Origin of the sequence: Kitasatospora sp. NPDC092948, from assembly GCF_044754805.1 — a bacterium.
GTDB lineage: Bacteria > Actinomycetota > Actinomycetes > Streptomycetales > Streptomycetaceae > Kitasatospora.
Genome location: NZ_JBIVPU010000001.1, coordinates 339519 through 355839 on the forward strand (window position 1 = coordinate 339519; position 16321 = coordinate 355839).

13 protein-coding genes are annotated in these 16321 nt (G+C 72.8%); 5 read left to right on the forward strand and 8 right to left on the reverse strand.

Translation table 11 applies throughout. The annotated features are described in order from the left end of the window. Positions 1 to 15 precede the first annotated feature (15 nt). Genes ACIQF6_RS01210 through ACIQF6_RS01220 form a run of 3 tightly spaced genes read left to right on the forward strand, consistent with a single transcriptional unit; the run spans position 16 to position 3722 of the window. Positions 16 to 1467, forward strand: coding sequence for an APC family permease (locus ACIQF6_RS01210; protein WP_400888560.1), 1452 nt, complete (start codon positions 16 to 18; stop codon positions 1465 to 1467). A 57-nt stretch (positions 1468 to 1524) separates the two neighbouring features. Continuing rightward, positions 1525 to 3003, forward strand: a complete 1479-nt coding sequence (locus ACIQF6_RS01215) for an aldehyde dehydrogenase (protein ID WP_400888561.1) — start codon at positions 1525 to 1527, stop codon at positions 3001 to 3003. Next, positions 3000 to 3722 carry a gamma-glutamyl-gamma-aminobutyrate hydrolase family protein gene (locus ACIQF6_RS01220; protein ID WP_400888563.1) on the forward strand — a complete coding sequence of 241 codons (723 nt, stop codon included), beginning with the start codon at positions 3000 to 3002 and terminating at the stop codon, positions 3720 to 3722. The genes ACIQF6_RS01215 and ACIQF6_RS01220 overlap by 4 nt, the downstream gene beginning before the upstream one ends. A gap of 39 nt (positions 3723 to 3761) precedes the next feature. Here the strand turns inward: ACIQF6_RS01220 and ACIQF6_RS01225 are convergent, their stop codons facing one another. From ACIQF6_RS01225 to ACIQF6_RS01260, 8 genes are all read right to left on the reverse strand, one after another. Beyond that, entirely contained in the window at positions 3762 to 4334 is a 573-nt protein-coding gene (locus ACIQF6_RS01225) for a MarR family winged helix-turn-helix transcriptional regulator (protein ID WP_400888564.1), read from the reverse strand. Positions 4335 to 4494: 160 nt separating this feature from the next. Beyond that, a complete protein-coding gene (locus ACIQF6_RS01230) occupies positions 4495 to 6582 on the reverse strand; it encodes an alkyl/aryl-sulfatase (protein WP_400888565.1) in 2088 nt (695 codons plus the stop codon). A gap of 793 nt (positions 6583 to 7375) precedes the next feature. After that, positions 7376 to 8002, reverse strand: coding sequence for a response regulator (locus ACIQF6_RS01235; protein WP_400890069.1), 627 nt, complete (start codon positions 8000 to 8002; stop codon positions 7376 to 7378). After that, positions 7996 to 9324 (reverse strand): sensor histidine kinase, encoded by a 1329-nt coding sequence (locus tag ACIQF6_RS01240; protein WP_400888568.1) that lies wholly within the window; start codon positions 9322 to 9324, stop codon positions 7996 to 7998. The genes ACIQF6_RS01235 and ACIQF6_RS01240 overlap by 7 nt, the downstream gene beginning before the upstream one ends. 5 nt (positions 9325 to 9329) lie before the next feature. After that, positions 9330 to 10073: an ABC transporter permease gene (locus ACIQF6_RS01245; RefSeq protein WP_400888569.1), complete on the reverse strand. Its 744-nt coding sequence runs from the start codon at positions 10071 to 10073 to the stop codon at positions 9330 to 9332. Between the two features lie 13 nt (positions 10074 to 10086). Next, complete coding sequence (locus tag ACIQF6_RS01250) at positions 10087 to 11004, reverse strand: ABC transporter ATP-binding protein (RefSeq protein ID WP_400888571.1); 918 nt, start codon at positions 11002 to 11004, stop codon at positions 10087 to 10089. Positions 11005 to 11108: 104 nt separating this feature from the next. Next, entirely contained in the window at positions 11109 to 12461 is a 1353-nt protein-coding gene (gene mtnK, locus ACIQF6_RS01255; protein WP_400888573.1) for an S-methyl-5-thioribose kinase, read from the reverse strand. Positions 12462 to 12502: 41 nt separating this feature from the next. Further along, a complete protein-coding gene (locus ACIQF6_RS01260) occupies positions 12503 to 13927 on the reverse strand; it encodes a flavin monoamine oxidase family protein (RefSeq protein ID WP_400888575.1) in 1425 nt (474 codons plus the stop codon). Between the two features lie 152 nt (positions 13928 to 14079). Here ACIQF6_RS01260 and ACIQF6_RS01265 point away from each other — a divergent pair, with 152 nt between their 5' ends. Both ACIQF6_RS01265 and ACIQF6_RS01270 read left to right on the forward strand, forming a co-directional pair. Next, positions 14080 to 14892 carry a hypothetical protein gene (locus ACIQF6_RS01265; RefSeq protein ID WP_400888577.1) on the forward strand — a complete coding sequence of 271 codons (813 nt, stop codon included), beginning with the start codon at positions 14080 to 14082 and terminating at the stop codon, positions 14890 to 14892. Next, positions 14889 to 15878 (forward strand): diiron oxygenase, encoded by a 990-nt coding sequence (locus tag ACIQF6_RS01270; protein ID WP_400888578.1) that lies wholly within the window; start codon positions 14889 to 14891, stop codon positions 15876 to 15878. The genes ACIQF6_RS01265 and ACIQF6_RS01270 overlap by 4 nt, the downstream gene beginning before the upstream one ends. Positions 15879 to 16321: the final 443 nt, after the last annotated feature.

The window sequence follows — 16321 nt, forward strand, 5'->3', positions numbered from 1 at the left end:
TGGCAGGTGATCCGTGTGGACAGTCAGACGGCTTCCCACGAACGGACCGTGCGGCACGCCCCCACCAGTGCCACCCTCAAGCCCAATGCCCTCGGCGTCCTGGGCATCCTCTTCTTCGTCCTGTCCGGCCAGGCCCCGCTGACCGGCATCGCCGGCGCCGCCCCGATCTCGGTCGCCATCGGCAACGGCTCCGGCACCCCCGCCGCCTACGTGGTCGCGGGCGTCGTCATCCTGCTGTTCTCCGTCGGCTTCATCGCGATGGGACGGCACGTCGTCGACGCGGGCGCCTTCTACACCTATATCGGCACCGGCCTCGGCCGGACCGCCGGAGCGGGCGGCGCCAGCGTCGCCCTGTTCGCCTACTGCGCCATCCAGGCCGGCATGTACGGCCTGTACGGCTCCATCGTCTCCTCGCTGGTCTCCGCCCACACCCCGCTGCATCTCCCGTGGTGGGTCTACACGTTGGTGACCATGGCCGTGGTGCAGGCGCTCGGCGCCGCCGGCATCGAGATGGGCGCCAAGGTACTGGCCGCGTTCGTGCTCGCCGAGTTCAGCATCCTGCTGGTCTTCGGCCTGGTCACGCTGTTCAAGGGCGGCGGCCCCGAGGGCCTCGGCGCCGCCGAGAGCTTCTCCCCGTCGGCTGCTCTCCAGGGCGCGCCCGGCATCGCCGTGATGTTCGCCCTGGCGTCCATGTTCGGCTTCGAGGCCACCGCCATCTACGGCGAGGAGGCCCGCGACCCGAAGAAGACCGTGCCGCGCGCCACCTACCTCTCGGTGCTGGTCGTCACCGGATTCTTCGCTCTCACCTCCTGGTCGCTGATCTCCGCGCACGGCGCCTCGCAGGCCCCCGCGGCGGCCAACGCGGCCCTGGAGGCCGGCGACTCCGCCGGATTCGTGTTCGCCCCCATCGCCGACCTGTTCGGCGGCTGGGTGAACAACGTGCTGCCGGTGCTGCTCGCCACCTCGCTGTTCGCCGGCGTGCTGACCTTCCACAACTCCGCCGCCCGCTACCTGTTCTGCCTCGGCCGCGACGGCCAACTCCCCGCCCCGCTCGCCCGGTTGAACGGCCGGCACGCGCCCGCCACGGCCGGCCGGGTGCAGACCGTCATCGCCGTGCTGCTGATCGTGCCGTTCGCGATCGCCGGCCAGGACCCGGTGCTCACCCTGTTCTCCTGGTTCAGCGGACTCGCCGTGCTCGCCATGATGCTGCTCTACCTGCTGACCTCGGTCTCGGTCGTGGTGTTCTTCCGCCGCAACCGGGTCGACACCCGGCTGTGGAACACCGTGATCGCCCCCGTGCTCGGCGCCCTCGGCATCGCCGGCGCCATCTGGCTGATCCTCGCCAACTTCACCACCCTGATCGGCGGCCAACTCGGCACGGCCCTGTGGCTGATCCTGTCGGTGCCCGTGGTGCTCGCGGCCGGCGTGATCAACCAGCGGATCCGCCAACGGCGTTCGCAGACCTGATTCAACCCGCGGTGCGCGCCCGACAGTTGGGCGCGCCCGCCCGTTCTGGAGGACCCCATGACCCACGAGGACTGGCTGCGCCGGGCCGAGGCGCTGCGCCCCGTCACCACGCACCTGATCGACGGCGCCGACGAGGCCGGCGGCGGGGCGTTCGCCGTGGTGTCGCCCCGGGACGGCCGGGTGCTGGCCGAGGTCGCCGACGCCGGTGAGGCCGAGGTGGACGCGGCCGTCGCCGCCGCCCGCCGGGCCTTCGACCACGGCCCCTGGCCGCGGCTCGCCCCCGTCGAACGCGGCCGGGTGCTGCTGCGCTTCGCCGACCTGCTGGAACAGCACCGGGCCGAACTCGCGCTCACCGTCAGCCTGGAGATGGGCAAGCCCGTCACCGACGCGCACGACATCGAACTGCGCGCCGTCATCAACACCTTCCGCTGGTACGGCGGCCTCGCCGACAAGCTCACCGACGAGGCCCCGCACACCGCGTCCGACGCGCTCGCCCTGGTCACCCGCGAGCCGGCCGGCGTGGTCGGCGCGGTCGTCCCGTGGAACTTCCCGCTCACGCTGGCCGGTTGGAAGATCGCGCCGGCACTGGCCGCCGGCTGCACGGTGGTGCTCAAGCCCTCGGAGAACTCGCCGCTGTCCGCGCTGCGGCTCGGCCGGATCGGCCTGGAGGCCGGACTGCCGCCCGGCGTGCTCAACATCGTGGCCGGCAACGGCCCGGTCGCCGGGCGGGCCCTCGGCCTGCACCCCGACGTGGACGTCCTCGCCTTCACCGGCTCCACCGCCGTCGGCCGTCAATTCCTGCACTACGCCGCCGACTCCAACCTCAAGCGGGTCTGGCTGGAGCTCGGCGGCAAGTCGCCCAACATCGTCCTGCCCGACGCCCCCGACCTGGACCGGGCCGCCGCCACCGCCGCCTGGGGCATCTTCTTCAACCAGGGCGAGATGTGCACCGCGCCGTCCCGCCTGCTGGTGCACCGCTCGGTCGCCGAACAGGTCACCGAGGCCGTGGTGGCCCGCGCCCGCGCCCTGCGGATCGGCGACCCGCTCGACCCCGCCACCGAGATGGGCGCCCTCGTCGGCGAGAGCCACCTGGGCCGCGTCCTCGACCACGTCGGCACCGCCCTCACCGACGGCGCCCGCCTGCGCACCGGCGGCAGCCGCACCCTCGCCTCGACCGGCGGTTCCTACCTCGAACCCACCGTCTTCGACCAGGTCGCCCCCGGCAGCCGCCTCGCCCGCGAGGAGGTCTTCGGCCCCGTCCTCTCCGTCCTCGCCTTCGACGACCTCGACGAGGCCGTAGCCCTCGCCAACGCCACCGAGTACGGCCTCGCCGCCGGCCTGTGGACGTCCGACCTGTCCACCGCGCACCGGGTCTCCCGCCGCCTCAGGGCCGGTACGGTCTGGGTCAACTGCTACGAGGAGGGCGACCTCTCGGTGCCCTTCGGCGGCATGAAGCAGTCCGGCAACGGGCGCGACAAGTCCGCGCACGCGCTGGAGAAGTACACCGAACTCAAGACCACCTGGATCCAGTTGTGACCTACCGCCCGCTGATCGCGATCCCCGCCCGCTTCGCCGCCAACACCTCCGCGCTGCGGTACGCCGCCGAGGTCAACGCCCGCGCCCTGATCGAGGCCGTCTGGCGGGCCGGCGGCGAGCCCGTCACCCTGCACCCGCACGCGCCCGGCGGCGTCGCCGACCCGGCCGAGGTGCGGGAGAGGCTGGCCCGGTTCGACGGGCTGCTGCTGCCCGGCGGCGGCGACCTCGCGCCGCACCGGTACGGCGCGCCCGACGTGCACGACGCCGTGTACGACGTCGACGACGAGCAGGACGCCTTCGACCTGGAGCTGGCCCGGGCGGCGATCGGCGGCCGGGTCCCGACGCTGGCGATCTGCCGCGGCCTCCAGGTGGTCAACACCGTGCTGGGCGGCACCCTCCACCAGGACATGGGCGGCCCCGAGCGCGAACACCGGCACCTCCGGCACGCCGTCCCGCTCACCCCCGGTTCGGCGCTCGCCACGGCCACCGGCGCGGACACCGTGGACGCCTCCTGCTACCACCACCAGCACGTCGACCGCCCCGGCAACGGACTGACCGCCACCGCCAGGGCCGCCGACGGGGCCGTCGAGGCGCTCGAACTCACCGGCCACGAAGGCTGGTTGGTGGCCGTCCAGTGGCACCCGGAGGACACCGCCCACCAGGACCCGGCGCAACAGTCGATCTTCGACATGCTGGTGCGGGAGGCTGCGGGCTCCTAACCCCGGGGGCCGTCGGCCGCTGCGGTGCGGGGCCGGCTCCTAAGCGCGGGGCCGCCGGCCGCTGCGGCGCGGGGCCGGCTCCTCGCCGTTCAGCAACGAGCGGCGCCGGTCCTCGCCGTGCTCCTCGACCTGGCGCACCACCCGGCGCAGCCCGTCGGCCAGACTCTCGCACTCGGCGTCGCTCAACTGCGCGGTGACGAACGACTCCTCCTCGTTGAACGCGGGAAACACCCCCTGCATGAACTCCTCACCCTCCGGGGTGAGCGCCAGCAGCACCAGCCGCCCGTCCGTGGGGTGGTCGACGCGCCGCAGCAGCCCACGCGACTCCAAGGTCCGCGACACCCCGGTCAACGTCCCCTTGGAGATGCCCGCCTCCTCGGCGACCCGCCGCGTCTCCGACTCGCCCCACACCCACACCACCCACAGCACCACGAACGCGGTCCACGTCAGGTCCGAGCCGCGCAGCACCGAGTTCTCCAGATGCTGCCGCACCGCGGACGCCGCCCGGTAGATGTTGGCCACCGCCGCCATCCGCTCCGCCCGGACGGGAATCCCGCCGAGCTTCGCCCCGACGAGCCGCTCCGCCTCGTTGATGGACCGTTGGCTGGGCACCGGGCTCCCTCCGTCCATGTCGCCACCACAAGCCGCGGGCCGGGCCCGCGACGGTTCGGTGTCGCATTGTACGGGGGAGCGGAACGCCGCCTCCGGCGGAAGGAGGCGGCGACGCGGCGGGCAGGGCCGGGGCGACAGGCCCGGCCCCGCCCGCCGGTGGTCAGTTGTGCGCCGGGTTCGGGCGCGGGGTGACGAGGGGGAAGACCGGGTCGGGGAAGGTGAGGTAGCTGAGGACGGTGTCGGGGGCGGTCGGGTCGCCGTCGATCTGGATGTCGCCCTTGTTGACGGCGGCGTCGAAGTTGGCCTTGAAGTCCATGCCGGCGATCACCAGGTTGTTGAAGGTGTCGCGGGTCATGGTGATGGTCGCCGCGGGGTCGCCGGCCAGTTCGTACGTGCCGTCGGCGTAGACCAGCACGCCGTTGCGCAGCACCGTGGTGCCGATGTCCGTCCCGCCGTCCGCGGCCGGGTCGTCGGTGACGGTCCAGCGCAGGACGATCGGGGTGAGCTGCTCGGCGCCGGCCGTCGGGCCGTCGATGCTCTTGGCCATGCCGGCGAAGAACAGCGACAGGTCCATGCTGCGCACCAGGTCGGACATGCCCGTGATGGTGGGCGGCTGGGCGTGGCCCATCTGGAGCTCCCAGGCGCCGCTGAGGTAGGCGTTGCGCCAGGTGCCGTTCTCGGAGCCGTAGCCCAGCTGGGTCATGGTCCGGGCCTGGAGGGTCTTGGCCTGGGCCAGGTCCTCGTCCGCCACCGGGTTGTCGGCGCTGCCGGACGCGAAGATGACGTGGTTGAGCAGCTCGGCCGCCCACCGGTAGTCGTTCGCGTCGTACGACTGCTGGGCGAGCGCCACCACCGCGGCGCCGCCGCCCATCGCCTGCACGTAGTTGACGCCCGCCGGGGTGGGCGGGAGCTTCCACAGGTTGGCCGGGTTGCCGTCGTACCAGCCCATGTAACGCTGGTACACGGCCTTGAAGTTGTGGCTCAGCGACCCGTAGTAGCCCTGGGTGTACCACTTGTCGGCGAGGTTCGGCGGCAGCGTCTGGAGCTTCTCGGCGAGCTCGATGCCGGTGTAGCCCGCGTCGAGCATCCGCAGCGCCTGATCGTTGAGGTAGCCGTACATGTCGCGCTGGTTGCTGAGGAACTCGACGATGTTCTCGGACATCCAGTGCGGCCAGTGGTGGGACGCGAACTCGACGTCGCTGTACGGCGCGAAGGCCTGGATCGCCTCGGTGAGGTAGGTCGACCAGACGTGCGCGTCGCGCACCTGGGCACCACGGATGCTCAGGATGTTGTGCAGGTTGTGGGTGGCGTTCTCCGCCATGCACAGCGCCCGGATCTCGGGGAAGTAGAAGTTCATCTCGGCCGGGGCCTCGGTGCCGGGCGTCAGCTGGAAGATCACCGTGACGCCGTCGATGGTCCGCGCGTAAAGACCGCGCCGCCACGGGATCACGTAGCTGGACTTCCACTCCGCCTGCAAGGTGGACGGGCCGTCGCCGATGTTGTCGGTCGGGGGAATCAGCGTCGCTTCGCCGATGGAGTTGGTCTGCCCGAGGCCGGTGCCGATCTGCCCGGTCGGTGCCTTGTCCAGGGCGGCGGCGTACATGTACTCGGCACGCCGGGCCATCGCCGGGCCCGCGTACACGTTCTCGCTGACCGCGTGCTCCAGGAACCCGGTCGGCGCGTACACCTTGAGGGTGGCCGGCACCTGGTCGCCGACCTCGGCGAACAGGCCGCGCGAGCCGCCGAAGTGGTCGACGTGGCTGTGGGTGTAGATCAGCGTGGAGATCGGCGTGCGGTCCTCGGTGGCGTTGCGGTAGAGCGCCAGGGCGGCCTGGGCGGTCTCGTAGCTGGCGAGCGGGTCGATCACGATCAGGCCGGTGTCGCCGTTGATGATCGTCATGTTGGACAGGTCGTAGCCACGGATCTGGTGGATCGTCCGGCCGTGCAGGCTGGTGACGTGGAACAGCCCCGCCTGGGAGGCCAGTTGGCCCTGGCGCCAGAGCAGCGGGTTGGCGGTCGACGGGGCCTCCTTCCAGTCGGTGTCGGCGAGGAAGTCGTAGGCCGTGAAGTCCCACACCACCTTGGTGGGGTCGGTACGCGAGTAGATGGCGGCGACGTCCGGGACGGCGATCAGCCCTCGGGACGCATCCTCGAAGTCGGTGTTCGGGCCCGGCGCCGTGGTGACTGCGGCCCGGTTCTGCTCCACGATGTACGGAGTCGGCTCGATCGGCTCGATGTAGCTGGTCATTCGCGGCTCCCAGAGGGGTGGTTGGGTGCTCAACGTGAGCGCCGGATCACGCTAAGCAGTCGAACGATCGGTCGCAAGGCGGTGATTGAGCCAGCGCGGCGCAAACGGAACCCTTGACTCACCTTGTTCGAGGGGGAGTTGGATCGTGTCCGGAGGGCGCTTCGGGCGTCGTCGCCGCTGGTGGGTGTGCGCGGACGGTGCCCGGGCGGTCGCGCGGACGGAGACGCGCGCGTTCGATTCTGCGGATGATGAAATCTCTTGCAGTCGCGCTCAGGTGCCGAGGCGGGCCGGCGGGGGAGGTGGCGAGCGAGCTGTTGAGTTCGGCGAACAGGGCCGGGCTGCGGGTCCGGTGGTCGCCGGCCCGACTCATCGGGGTTTACCGCCATGTCGAGTGGGCGCTGACGGGTGGCCTTCACTGCGTCTGCCACGCGCTCTTGATCACCGCTGGGCTCCTGCCGCTTGATCGTCCCCACTCCCCGGTCCGCCCGTCGCGCGCCCTGCGGGAGAGTGCCCGACCGTCCGGGATCGTCCGGGATCGTCCGGGGAACTCGGAGAAGCCGCCCTGCACTTGGCAGAGTTGCCAATGCAGGGCGGCGGCCCCGGAGCCCACGGGGGAACGACACAGGGCAGGGCGGCGGCAACGGCCGGCTGCCACCCCCGGGGCCGCCTCCTGCGCCGACTCCGCCGACGGCCGCCCCAGCGCCGTCCGGCGGCGTCGGCATGCCCGGGCGTCGGCGCGGCATCAGCACCTCTGCGGGCGTCGGTGCGTCAAGGTCGGTGCTGCGCCGGTGAGTCAGGGTGTCAGGTAGCCCTGGGAGAAGCCCGCGGCCACGGCGGAGGCGCGGTCGGTGGCCTGGAGTTTGGCGTACAGGTGGAGCAGGTGCGTCTTGACGGTGGCCTCGCTGATGAACAGCTGTCGGGCGGCCTCGCGGTTGGTGGTGCCCTTGGCGATCAGTTCGAGGATTTCCAGTTCGCGGGCGGAGAGTGCGGCGGGTGCGGGGCGGCGGACCTGGCCGATCAGGCGGGCGGTGATGGCGGGGGAGAGGACGGGGCGGCCCTGGGCGGCGGCTTCGACGGCGTGGAAGAGCTCTTCCCTGGGGGTGTCCTTCAGCAGGTAGCCGGTGGCGCCGGCTTCGAGGGCGGGGACCACGTCACTGTCGGTGTCGTAGGTGGTGAGCACCAGGACCCGGGTGGGCAGCCCGCGGCGGGCGAGCTCCCTGATGGCGGTGACGCCGTCGGTGCGGGGCATCCGCAGGTCCATCAGGACCACGTCGGGCCGCAGCCGCTCCGCGGCCGTGACGGCCTCCGCGCCGTCGGCGGCCTCGCCGAGCACCTCGAAGCGCGGGTCGGCGCCGAACATGCCGCGCAGCCCGTCCCGGACCACGGGGTGGTCGTCGACGATCAGCAGGGTGATCACCAGGTGCCTCCGGGGGTGCTTTCGGCAGCGACGACGCCTCCGGCGGGGACGGCGGGGACGGCGGGGATGGCGGGGACGGTGGCCGAGATCGCCGTTCCGCCGCCCGGTTCCGATTCGACGACGAGCTGTCCGGCGAGGCGCTGGACCCGGCGGCGCATGGCGGCGAGCCCGAAGCCGCCGTCGGGAGAGCGGTCGGGGCGGGCGGCGGCCGGGTCGAAGCCCACGCCGTCGTCGCGGATGTCGAGCGTCACCAGGTCGTCCAGGTAGGAGAGGGTGAGGCCGACCCGGGTGGCGCGGGCGTGCTTGGCCGCATTCGCCAGGGCCTCCTGGGCGGTGCGCAGCAGCGCCGCCTCGACCTCGGGGTGCATCGGGCGGGCGTCGCCGGTGGTGGTCAGGTGGGCGTCGATCAGGTGGAGCGCGGACCAGCGCCCCGCCACGTCGTCGATGGCGTCGGGGAGCCGGGCCTCGGCGAGGGCGGTGGGCTGCACGGCGTGGACGGTGCGGCGGGCCTCGACGAGGCTCTCCCGGGCGAGGCCGGTGGCGTGCCCGAGGTGGCGGCGCAGGGTGGCGGGAGCGTCCAGGTGCTGTTCGGCGGCCTGGAGTTGGGTGAGGATGCCGGCCAGGCCCTGGGCCAGGGTGTCGTGGATCTCGCGGGCCATCCGCTGCCGCTCGTCCAGCACGCCCGCCTCCCGGGCCTGGGCCATCAGCCGGGCGTGCAGGCCGGCGTTCTCGGCGAGCGCAGTCTCCAGGCGGGCGTTGGCCTCGTGCAGGCGGGTCAGCGCCAGCCGCTGTTCGGCGTTGCGCCGGTCGGCGGTCTCGACGAAGTGGAACAGCGCGCCGGCGAGCACCGCGGAGATCAGGCCGACGCCGGCCCAGTCCCACCACAGGCCGGCGGCGGCGATGCCGGACACGCCGCCCATGAACGCCGTCGTCGAGATCAGCGCGGTGGCGGCGGCGCCCGCATAGCGCGGACGGCCCGTCAGGTGCTGGAACGCCAACGGGTAGCCGGCGAAGGCGAACAGGCCGTACCAGGGGGCGACGGCGACCAGGCCCGCCGACAGCAGGATCAGCCCCGCGCAGTACCCGCCGCGCACCCGGGAGCTCCGCCGGGCCGGGCCGAGCAACTGGAAGCCGAGCATCCACAGCGCGGCGGCGGCCGAGAGCCCGAGCAGCAGCGGGACGGGCATCGGCGCGCGCTGGAGCAGTTGCAGCACGGTGACGGCGGTGCTGCAGAGCAGCAGGACGAATGGGAGGGCCCGGAAGGTTGCCGTCGCGGTGCGCTCCCGCCGGTCGACCGCGGTGCGCGGCTCCGCGTCGATGCTCAAAACCCTTACTCCCAGCGGAAGTGCCGGGCAGCGAGTGCGCCGGCCACCGTCGTCCACCCGAGCAGGGCGGCAAGGTGGATCGGGTGCGGCCAGTGCCCGGCGGTGGCGTCCTGCAAGGATTGCACGCCCGCGCCGAGCGGCGTCAAGTCACTGATCGTCAGCAGGACGTCGTTCATCTGCGCACGTGGGAGCCACAGGCCGGCGAAGAACGCCAGCGGGAAGAACACCAGCGACCCGGCCGCGGCGGCGCTGCGCCCGTTCGGGGCGAGCGCGGCGACCAGCAGGCCGATCGCGAACATCGCCGACGCCACCAGCAGGTAGCCGAGCAGGTACGCCGGGAGCAGCCGTGGCAGGTGGATGTCGAACGCGAGGCGGCCGACGGTCAGCATGACGAGCATCGTGGCCAGGGACAGCACGCCGGCCATCAGCAGCTGGGCGCCGAGCAGCAGCAGTGGGCCCACCGGTGTGGTCCGCAGCCGGCGCAGCACGCCCTTCTCCCGGTAGCCGGCGAAGAGTTGGGACAGGCCGCTGAGCGCGAACAGGGCCAGGCCCAGCACCACCACGATCGGCAGGTAGAGCGTGATCGGCCGGACGTTGCCCAGCTCGGGGCTGGCGGTCCGCATGGCGGGGACGAGCCCGAGCACGACCAGCAGCAGCGGGGCGAAGGCGAGCGCGAAGAACACCACGACCGGTTCGCGGAGGAACAGCCTGGTCTCGGTGACGGTGAGTCGGAACAGCGGGGACGGCATGGAACGGGACTCCTCAGGCGTCGGGGTGGCCGGTGAGGGTGACGAACGCGTCCTCCAGGGACTGCTGTTCGACCCTCAGGTCCAGGGCGGTGATCCGGTGGGCGGCGAGCAGCCCGGCGACGGCGAGCAGCAGTTGCCCGGTGCCCGTCACCACGAGCCGGCGGCCGGCCCGTTCGACGCCGCTGACCTCGGGGAGGGCGGCCAGTGCGGCCAGCGCGGCATCGTCCGGCGGCTCGGCGGGCCGGAAGTGGATCCGCTGCCCGGCCCCGCCGCCGGCTGCCGTCAGCCCGGCCGGGGTGTCGAGCGCGACGACCCGGCCGGCGTCGATCACGGCCAGCCGGTCGCAGAGCCGCTCCGCCTCGTCCATGAAGTGCGTGACCAGCAGGATCGTCACGCCGCGGTCGCGGATCCGCTCGATCAGGCCCCACACGTCCCGGCGGGCCTGCGGGTCGAGCCCGGTGGTGAGTTCGTCCAGCACCGCCACCCGTGGGGTGCCGAGCAGCGCCAGCGCGATCGACAGCCGCTGCTTCCAACCGCCGGACAGCCGGCGGAACTGCGTGCCGAGGCGGTCCGTGAGGTGCAGGATCTCGGCCAGCTCCCGCCAGTCGGCCGGCCGCCGGTAGAAGGAGCTGTACAGCTGCAGCGCCTCACCGACCGTCATTTTGTCCGGCAGCTCGCTCTGTTGCAGCTGCACGCCGAGCACCTGCCGCACCTCGTGGCCGTCGCGCCCCGGATCGAGCCCGCAGACCCGCACGGTGCCGCCGTCCCGGCTGTGCAGCCCCTCGATGCACTCCACAGTGGTGGTCTTGCCGGCCCCGTTGGGCCCCAGGATGCCGAAGATCTCGCCCTGCTCTACGGCGAAGCCGACACCGTTCAGCACGGTGTGCCCGCCGTACCGCTTGACGAGGCTCTCCACCTCGATGATTGCCATGGCAGCAGCCTGGCAGCGGGTGCGGTGCCGCCGGATCGACCGGACGGCCACGGTCGGAGAGCGCTGCGGTGGAGGCCGGCATCCACCGATCGGTTGATGGTGGGTCAGTTCGGGTGGGTGGTACGGGCGTCGGCGGTGCGGATGTCGGCGGTGCGGATGTCGGCGGTGCGGATGTCGGCGGTGCGACCCGAGGCAGTACGGCCTGCGGTGGTGCGGACTTCGGCGGTGAGGGCGGCGACGGTCGGGAACGCCTCGGGGTGGGTGAGCAGGCGGACGGCCAGGGCGACGGCGGGGAGTTCGCAGGCGGCGCGGACGGCCGGGTCGGGGATGGTCTGGAAGTCGGCGACGTGGGCGAAGCCGAAGACCCGGCGGAGGATCTCCGCGCCGCAGAAGCCGAGGGTGTCGGCGAGGACCAGGCCGAGGTGGCGCCGGCGTTCGGCGTCGAGTTCGGCGGGGTCGGGGAAGAGCACGCGCGGGTAGGCGGTGCCGGCGGTCGCGCGCTCCCAGCGGGCCAGGTAGTGGCGGGTGAACTCGTGCCACAGCTCGTCGACGGCGGCCAGCAGCCAGTCCTGGTAGCCGTCGCGGTCCGGCCCGGGCGGGCGGTGGCCGGGCTGGGCGTAGTGGGCGATCAGCAGGTGGGCCAGCAGGGTGCCGAGGTCGAAGCCGATCGGGCCGTAGCAGGCGAACTCCTGGTCGATGACCCGGGTGTCGTCCGGTGTGACCAGGACCGACCCGGTGTGCAGGTCGCCGTGCAACAGCGCCTCGGTGCAGGTCAGATAGCGCAGCTTGAGCCGGGAGACGGCGGTCCGGACGGCGGTGTCGGCCTGCAACCGGCCGAGGACGGCGTCGAGTTGGGGGCTGGTCCAGGAGTTGCGCGGGTGCGGGTGGTAGATCTCCGTGAAGACCATGTCCTCCATGAGGCCGGTCATCTCGGTGTTCCCGTGGAACAGCGCGACCAGCGGCCGCTTCCGCGTCGCCGGCAGGCCGAGGTCACTGGTGCCGACCATGGTGGCGGCCAGGTGCTCGCCGAGCTGCCGGGCCAGGTGCGGGTAGCGGACGCCGTCGACGAGACCCTGTCGCAGGACCGTGTGGGGTGCCAGGTGCTCGACCGCGAGCAGGTTCAATTCGGCGTCGTAGTGGACGACTTCGGGCACCCTGGGGGAGTGCCGGGCGTGCTCCAGCAGGGCGCGGTGCTCGTAGAAGGCGCGCTCCGGGGTGAGCGGCCAGGACTCCCCGACGGCACGCACGTACGGCATCGCCTGTTTGACGCAGAGCCGTCCGGCGGGCCCATGCAGCAGGTGCACGTAGTTGACGTTGCCGTCGCCGATCTCGCTGACCGCCCAGTCGTCCGGCCCGCCGCCGAGCCGGTCGACGACGGCGGGGACGGCGGCGAGCCGGTCGGCGAGCGGTCGGCCATCGAGCAGGCGGCCCTTGGGCAGGGGGACGGTGGCGGTCACGGTGTGCTCCTCGGGCAGGGGTGGTTCGGTCGCCGGTGGCGTCAACTCGGCTCCCAGTGCGTCGCGTTCGGCCGGAGCCAGGGCGGCGGGTCGAGCCCGAAGCCGGCCTGCAGGACGCTCTCGGCGGCCTGTAGGACGCCCTCGACCGAGCCGGGGCGGGGCGTCCAGGCGTCGTTGATCCAGTGGACCGGCTCGCCGGGAAGGGGGCGGCGCATCGCGGGGATCACCCGGTCGGGGTCGGGGCCGGGCCGCCAGACGGGCCAGGCGGCCGGCCAGGCCTGCCAGCGGGCGGCGGTCGGGGGCGGGGCGGTGTCCAGGCCGTGCATCCGGACGGCCAATTCATGCGCGTGGGAGGCCAGTTGAGGCGAGGTCGAGGCCCAGTGCGGGTGGGCCGGGCCGTCCGCGTAGACGGCGAGCAGGGCGGCGGGGCCGTCGACCTCCGGGGTGTGCCAGTACCAGAGTTGACGGTTCGGCAGGTCGGTGGTGCTCCGCCCGTGGGTGACGCCCGCCTCGCGCCACCAGGCGGTCGGGTAGGTGAGGAAGAGCTTGACGGCGGGGACGTGGAGCTGGGCGGCTGCCCCGGGGAGCGGCAGCACCGTCGCGCCGGCCGACGGCGGCAGGGCGAGCACGACCGTCCGGGCCAGCGCCTGCGCCCGCTCGAAGTGGAGCCGGTAACCGGCGCCGGAGCGCTCCAGGCCGGTCAGTCGGTGTTCGAGGAAGGTCGCTCCGCCGGCCTCCGTGAAGCGACGGTGCAGGGCGCGGGGGAGTGCCTCGAAACCGTCGCGCAGGCGCAACAGGCCGACGCCAGGCGGGTTCTGGGCCATGGCGTCGAGCCAGTGCGCGGCGCTGCCGGCGGCCGTCCGCTGGTCGTAGCCGCCGCTGTCCTGGACGAATCGCGCGGCCTCGGGGCCGAGCCCGGCGTCCAGCACGGCCGTCCACGGCACCTCGTGCAGCGCCCGCCCCCGCCAGCGGGCTGCCCGCCGGGCCTGCCGGTAGTGCTCCACCGCCGCCGCAGTACCGCCGATCGCCGAAGTGCCGCCGATCGCCGAGCGCAGTGCGGCGAAGTCGGGCAGCACCTGCGAGGCGGCCAGCTCGGCCAGGCCGTCCGCGGTGCGTCCGCGTTCGGCCGGCCGCATCCGGTACGGCAATTCGGCGGAACCGGCGAGCAGTTGGTGGGTGCGGAGCGGGACACCGCGCAGGTGGGCGAGGTTCTCGGGGCGGCCGACCGGGAAGTCGACGGCCGCCAGGCCCAGGTGGCGGACCAGGTCGGTGACGGTGTGCTCGGTCGGGTCGAAGCGCATCGCCCCGTACTCGGCGATCACCTCGGGCAGCCCCGGCAGGGCCGCGGAGCGCAACCGCCCGCCGATCCGGGCGCTCGCCTCGAACAGCGCGGTGCGCGGCCCGGCCAGCCGGTGGGCCAGGTAGCAGCCGCCGACGCCCGCACCCACCACGGCGACATCCCACATCCCGGTGCCCGTCCCTCCGGCCGCCGGTTGCTCCGAGCGCCGCTGGTCGTGCGGGCGCGAACCGGTCCAATCAGACTGTAGTGATCCAGTCGCGGTATGTGACGGAACAGCTGTCCGCGCCGCGGCGCGGGCCCGGACGATCGGGGTCGACGATGACCTTCAGGCAGCAGGTTCCCGCGGCGGCGGTCGACGGATACCGCCACCTCGAGCAGTACTTCACCGACGTCCGCGCCTTCTTCGAGGTGCTGAACGTGCGCTTCTCCATCCCCGAGTACGGGGTCAGCCTGAAGCCGATCGGCGGACAGGCGCTGTTCTCCAACGCCAACAGCTACCTGCTTTCGGACGACAGCTCCTACCCGTTCTACCTGTGGCTGCCGACCTGGCTCGGCCGGTTCTACCTCGACCCGACGACCGTCCCGCCCGGCACGTCGGGCGACGACTGTCCGATGGGCCGGGCGCGGCTGATGGCCTTCGTCTGGCCCTGGCTGGGTTTCAACGACGCCTACCTGGACGACGCGGACGAACCGGAGTGCTGGTTCGGCGTCGCCGAGCCGCGCCCGGCGGACCCGCACGAGCGGGCGATGGACACTGCCGAGAAGATCTTCCAGTTCTTCCGGCTGGAGCGGACCAAGGAGCTGGAGAGCGCCGGGTGGACCACCGGCCACTTCCGCGGCAGCGACATCGGCTGCGACCTGCGCGGCCACTGGTTCCTGCGGCGGGTGCCGCTGTCCCGGCTGACCACCTATCACGAGGTGGAGAAGCACGTGATCGCCCCGTTGGGCGAGCAGTTCCACCGGATGAAGTCGATGGACGCCGACCTGTCGCAGCCGGTGGCCTGCCCGCTCCCGGAGGCCGAAGTGCTGCCCGAGGACTGGTACGGGCAGAACTTCGACGGCGCCGATCGGGTCGACGGCTCCGGTTCGCATTTCGACGGGGCCGGCCGGGTCGACGGCTCCGGGCAGTGACGCCGGAGTCCGACTGGCGGCCCCCGCCGGGCGTCCCCGAGAGTCTGCTGCCGGGGGCGCCCGCCCACGACCCGGACGATCCGACGGAGAGCGCGGTGGTCCGCCGACTGGCCGACAACTGGCACCGGCGGGCCGCGGTCAAACGGGACGAGGCCGATCTGGACGCCCTGTTCGACCCGGGCCGGCCCGACTATCCCGAGCGGATCCTGCCGTTCCACGACCACCCGGCCTACCGGCAGCTGGAGCCGGACGCCCGGACCCGGCTGCTGGCCTGGGCCTGGATCGCCTACAACCACCGCACCGTGCAGGCCGAGCAGTACGTGGTCAACGCGGCCTTCGCGCAGGCACTGGACGGCGCGTACGCGGGCGCGCGCGGGGAGGCGCTGCGCCGTTCGGTCGCGCAGGCGATGGTCGACGAGCAGTACCACTCGCTGATGCACCTGGACGCAAGCGCGCTGACGCACCGCCGCCGCGGCCTACCCGGGGCCGTCACCGACCTGCCGCCGCCGTGCACCGTCCGGGACCACGCGGCGCTGTGCGAGGCGGCCGACGAGTCGTGGCAGCGGCCACTGATCACGCTGGCGTTCGCGGTGGTGGCGGAGATGTCCGTCAACGCCTACCTGGACCTGCTGGCCGACGACACCCGGATCCAGCCGGTCAACAGCGCGACCGTGCGGCTGCACAGCCGCGACGAGTACTGCCACGCCTCGATCACCGCGGTGCTCGCCGAGACCGTCTTCCACCGGCTGGACGCCGACCGGCGGCATCGCTTCCTGGGCCTGCTGGGTCGCGGCCTGACCGCCTTCGCCGCCACCGACTGGGCGAGCTGGCGCCGGGTGATGGAACTGGCCCGCATCCCGAACGGCGAACGGATCCTCGACGACTGCCGGGCCGACCCGTCCCGGCGACTGCTGGTACGCGACCACAGCGGGCTGCGGGCCCTGGTCGACCGGCTCGGCGCCACCGGGCAGGTCGAATTCTCCTGACGCCGAGGGAAGTTCAGGAGTCGGCGGACTGCTTGCGGGCGCAGGCCGGGGCGCGGTGGGGCCGGGGGAGCGGCAGTCGGGTCGAATTGCTCGGACTCTGCGGGGAGTTCAGGGCTCGGTGGGCTGCTTGGCGGAGGGTGGGTAGGGGTCTGCGGTGGCTGCGGTGTGGAGGGCGGACTGTTTGCGGGCGTGGGTCGGGAGGGTGTGTCGGCCGGGTCGAAGTCGCTTGATCCCGGCGGGAGTTCAGGGCTCGGTGGGCTGCTTGGCGGAGGGTGGGTAGGGGTCTGCGGTGGCTGCGGTGTGGAGGGCGGACTGTTTGCGGGCGTGGGTCGGGAGGGTGTGTCGGTCGGGTCGAAGTCGCTTGATCCCGGCGGGAGTTCAGGGCTCGGTGGGCTGCTTGGCGGAGGGTGGGTAGGGGTCTGCGGTGGCTGTGGTGTGGAGGG